We start from the raw sequence: 4,697 nt of genomic DNA on the forward strand, positions 1-4,697 counted from the left end.
GGTGAACCACCCGACGGTGAGCACGGTGATCAGTACCTGCGCGACCAGGATTTCGGCAGCGCCGAGCGTGACCTCCCAGATCGCGATCCCGGGGACCAGGATCGCGATCCCGAAGAAATAGAGCCAGCGCACGATCAGGTGCAGCGCGATCGTGACGGCGTTGTGCCGATTCTTGCCACGGAGCGCGCGCCGCAGTCCCTGCTCGCCGAGCTCGAGTTGTGCGTCGCGGGCAACCGTGCGGGGGATCTCGAAGCTCGGTGAGCCCAGCAGGCCGACGTCCTCTCGGACCGGGCCGTCGAGGGGGATCATGACCTTGGTGCCGAGCAGGCAGTTGTTCCCGACCCTGCCCTGCGACGGGTAGACGATCCGGTTGCCGAAGAAGCTGTTCGTACCGATCGTGGTCTGCGACAAGCAGAAGGACGTGTTCGAGTACTCCGCGTTGACGATCGAGAGGTCGTCGGCGACGACGGTGCCGGTGCCGATCCTGGTGAGATAGGGCGACTCGTGCTTGATCAGCATCCCGAAGTTGTTGCCGGTTTGTACCAGTGGCCGGAGCTTGTAGCCCACGGCCCGGAGGTAGTGCGGGATCGCGGAGCTGTCCCCGAGCAGCATCGTGAACGTGATGCTATTGGTCAGCAACGCGACGGTCTGGTGCAGGAAGTAGTGCACTCCGTAGAGCGGGTAGACCCGGTCCGGCCGCACCGCGCGAGCCAGCAGGCGCGGAACGGTGATCATCACCAGGAACGCCACGAGAAGGACGCCGAAGAACAGCACGAAGCTCAGAGCGAGGATCTCGAGGTAGAAGTACCAGTGGACGAACGCCTCCGGACCTGGGAACAGCAGCGCTGTCAGCTGCGGAACCTCGCGCAGCAGCAGCGCGATGCCGCCGAGGGCGAGCGGGAGGGCCAGGCCCAGGACGATGGTCAACTGCACCAGCGAATAGACGATCTTGCGGGGGAGTCCGGGCCTGGCGGGCGGGACGGTGCAGTAGTTCACCCCGGCCGGGCGGGCCGGTGATCCGTGCCAACGCTCGCCGGCGGGGACCACCTGCCCGCTCAGCAATGCGGAGGTGTGTCCGAGCTGGCCGCCATCGTCGATGCGCGTGCCGAGTTCGAGCACGGTGGCTTCGCCGACGAACACATCGTCGCCCAGGGTGACCGACCCGATCTCGATCAGACCGTCGCGGGCCCGGTAGCCAGAGAACATCGCGTCCTTGCGGATCACCGTGCGGTCACCGATGGACAGCAGGTCGGTGCACACCGGCATGGACTGGGCGAACAGCGCCACGTCGCGGCCGATCCGGGCGCCGAGCGACCGGAGATACAGCACGTAGAGCGGTGAGCCGCGGAACAGAACCAGCGGGTTCATCCGCACCAGCGTCTTGACAATCCAGAATCGGACGTAGCCCAGGCTCCAGATTCGGATCGAGCGGGGCCGCCACCGACCGATCAGCACCCACTTGGCCACGATCGGGAACAGACACAGGAACGCGAAGCTCGCTGCGCCAACAACGACCGCCCGCGTGTAGAGATCGAGCAGGGTCGGCGATGCGACGAACCACTCGTAGCCCAAGAACAACACCAACGCCATGAGATAGGACCAGCCCACGGCGAACGCGACCTGGAGCGCGCCGCACAGGACATATCCCGCGGTGCCGACGCGGCGGACCGAGGCCCACCGGTCGAGCACGACGGCCGGCTCCTCCGGCGGAGTCGCCGCGGTGAGATCACCTCGTGCGGCCGGGGCGAGCGAGGCGGCCAGGCCGGCGAGCGTCGGAGTGGCGTAGACGTTCTCCATCGACAGCGTCGGCAACTCGGGGTCCTTGCGGACGCGGGCGCAGAACTTCGCCATCATCAGGGAGTCGGCGCCCAGGTCGTCGAAGAAGTTCGCCTCGTCCGGCACCTCCTCTCGTTCCACCACCGCGGCGAGGACCTCGCCGAGCTGCACCGCCAGTTCCTGCGCCGCTTGTGCGGTCCCGTCGGCGGCGGGGGCCACGGCCGCCGCCAGGTCCGTCAGGGTCGGATGGCTGTAGACGTCCTGTATCGACAGCGTCGGCAACTCGGGGTCCTTGCGGACGCGGGCGCAGAACTTGGCCATGTCCAACGAGTCCGCGCCGAGCTCGAAGAAGTTCGCCTGCGGAGGAACCTCGTCACGGTCGAGTACCGCCGCCAGGATCTCGGCCAACTGTTCCTCCACCACGCCCGGCGACGGCGGCGCCGGTGCCTCAGCCGGTAGTGCGAGAGCGGTGGCGAGGCGTCGCAGTGTCGGGTGCTCGTAGATGTACTGGATCGACACCGACGGTAGGTCCGGGTGTGTGCGTACCCGGGCGCAGAACTTTGCCATCAGCAACGAGTCGGCCCCCAGGTCGTCGAAGAAGTTCGCGTCGACGGGGACCCGTTCGCGGTCCAGCACCCCGGCAAGCACCTCGCCCAGAAGCACCTCAGCGCCGGTGGGGGCGGTGCCGGCACCCGGTGCGGGGACGGGGGGCATCGGTGCGGCGTGTTCTACCGCCATTGACTGCGTCGTGGGTGCCTCCGGGACGAGGGCCTCCAGGTTCGGGGGTGTCGGCTCGAAGCGACGGCCACGTGCGGATGCCCCTTCCTCGAGTCGGGCTCGGTACTCGATACGACCGTCGGCGGTGATGCGGCCCAGGTCGCCGGTGCGAAAGATCCGCTGCGACGGATTGCCGGGCACATCCAGCGAGTCGGCAACGAACGCTGCCTGTGCCAGGTCGTCACGGTTGACGTAGCCGCGGGCCAGGCCGATCCCGGCGATCCCGATCTCGCCGATCGCACCGCGCGGTAGCGCGGAGCGCGGATCCTCAACGTCCAGCACGACAACGCTGTAGGTCGGCAACGGAACTCCGAGCGAGGGGGGCCGGCCCGGCTCCAGCTCGGTCCAGGTGGTGGTCACGGTTGCCTCGGGCGGACCGTAGGTGCCGATCAGCCGACGTCCGGGACGGCGCCAACGCCTGATGACCTCCGGGGGGCACGACGCACTTGACAGCACCAGCCGCAGAGCGAGCAGACGCTCGTCGAGTGCAGCCAGTGTCGCGGCGTCGCTGCGCAGCACCGTCACACAACGCTCACCGAGGAAGCGCCACAACGGCTCTCCCTGCAGGTTCGACCCGGCCGGTGGAGCGACCACCGTGGCTCCGGCGACCCACGGCACCCAGGTTTCCTCCACCACCAGGTCCGACGCCGGTGACTGCCCCTGGAACACCCGGTCACCGGGCACGATGCCATACACCTCGGCTGCCACACGCACGAAGTTGCATACGCTGCTGTGGTCGATCGCCACTCCGTGCGGACGTCCGTCGGTGTCGAAGCTGTAGACGATGTAGGCGACCGGCCCGCCCGGCACGCCGCGTTCAACGGCCAGCAAACGTCGTGAACTCTGTTCGGCGATGAAGCGCCCGGCGAGGTCGAGCTCGACCACGGTCGTCGCCGTCCGCGCACCGAGCTCGGGGATCCCGGCCGCGACTGTCGAGGTCGTGAGCACCAACTGCGCGCCTGCATCAGCGATGATGGCGACCACGTGGTCGCCATCGAGTCGCACGTCCAGTGGAACGTAGGCGGCACCGACCTTGGCCACGGCGAGCATCGCGACACAGAAATCAGCTGAGCCGCCGAGTAGCAGCGCGACTCTGTCCCCCCGGCCGATGTGGTGCAGCCGCAGGTAGCGGGCCAAGCGGTTTGCCTCGTCGTCCAGCTCCAGATACGAGAGGACACCCTCCGGGGTATCCACGGCCGAGCGGTCGGCGCAACCGAATCGGACCAACCACTCGCACTGCGCCTCAAACAGAGCCTCAAGTCGCTCGGTCGGGTGCGCACGCCTGCCCTGTGGCTCGTCCTGGTCGATCAGGATCCGTCCGGGTCCAGGGCTGCCCGCTTCCAGCCCGGTGGATCCCGACGTGCCGGGACCGCTGCGCAAGCCCGTCCGAACATCATCGTCGGGTGTCCGAATGAGTTGGTCCCAGCGGGTCATTGCGCTTCTCCGGTGCTGTCCCGCGGCACCGCGCCATCACATTGAGCGACCGGACGCCGGATGCACGGCCCGATCCGTACGCCTTGCACGTTGCTGGGCATCCCGATCCTCGTGTCCGACTCCACTACGATTCTCGGGCGGCCGGTGATCGGATCGGTGGCCCTCACTCGCTGCCGCAAGATCCCTCCGCTCGGACCGACGAGCCTGGAAGAGCCGAAACGATCTATGACCGGAGCAGCGCAACCGCTACCTCCAACGACCTGCGCCGGGTCCGCCGTGCCGATTCCCCGCGCCTCGATGAACGAGCACACTGCGTTAACACCGCTCGCGCGCCCTCGCGGGTCGCATCGATGACGGCCCGGCCGGCCGCCATGGCGCGTGCGGTACCCCGCAAGGGCCGCCAGCGGCTGGGTGATCTCCGGTTGTCTCCCTGTGCGCATGACGAGAACTCCCCAACAGGCCGGTGGCGTTTCCGTGCAGCTTCACGAAAAGTGGCGCCGGACTTGCTCGCGCTTCCCGCTGCATCGCGCAGATCACCATTCTACTGTTGGACGAGCAAGAGGAAGGTAAAATGATCGCCCGGAAAGGCAAGAGGAGGGTTAACGAAAGGCGATCACATTGAGCCTTTGCCAACCTGATCACGCGCTGGCGATCATGAGGGTCTGAACTGCGGCGATGAGCCTGTCGGCGGTGTTCGGGCTGGACCGGAT

General features: G+C 67.5%; 1 protein-coding gene. It reads right to left on the bottom strand.

Translation table 11 applies throughout. The features are described from left to right. On the bottom strand, positions 1 to 3,987 hold a 3,987-nt coding region (locus BM093_RS34085; protein WP_143105700.1), incomplete at its 3' end, for a Pls/PosA family non-ribosomal peptide synthetase. Positions 3,988 to 4,697 lie beyond the last annotated feature (710 nt).

The sequence above is a fragment of the Pseudonocardia ammonioxydans genome (assembly GCF_900115005.1).
GTDB classification, from domain to species: Bacteria; Actinomycetota; Actinomycetes; order Mycobacteriales; family Pseudonocardiaceae; genus Pseudonocardia; species Pseudonocardia ammonioxydans.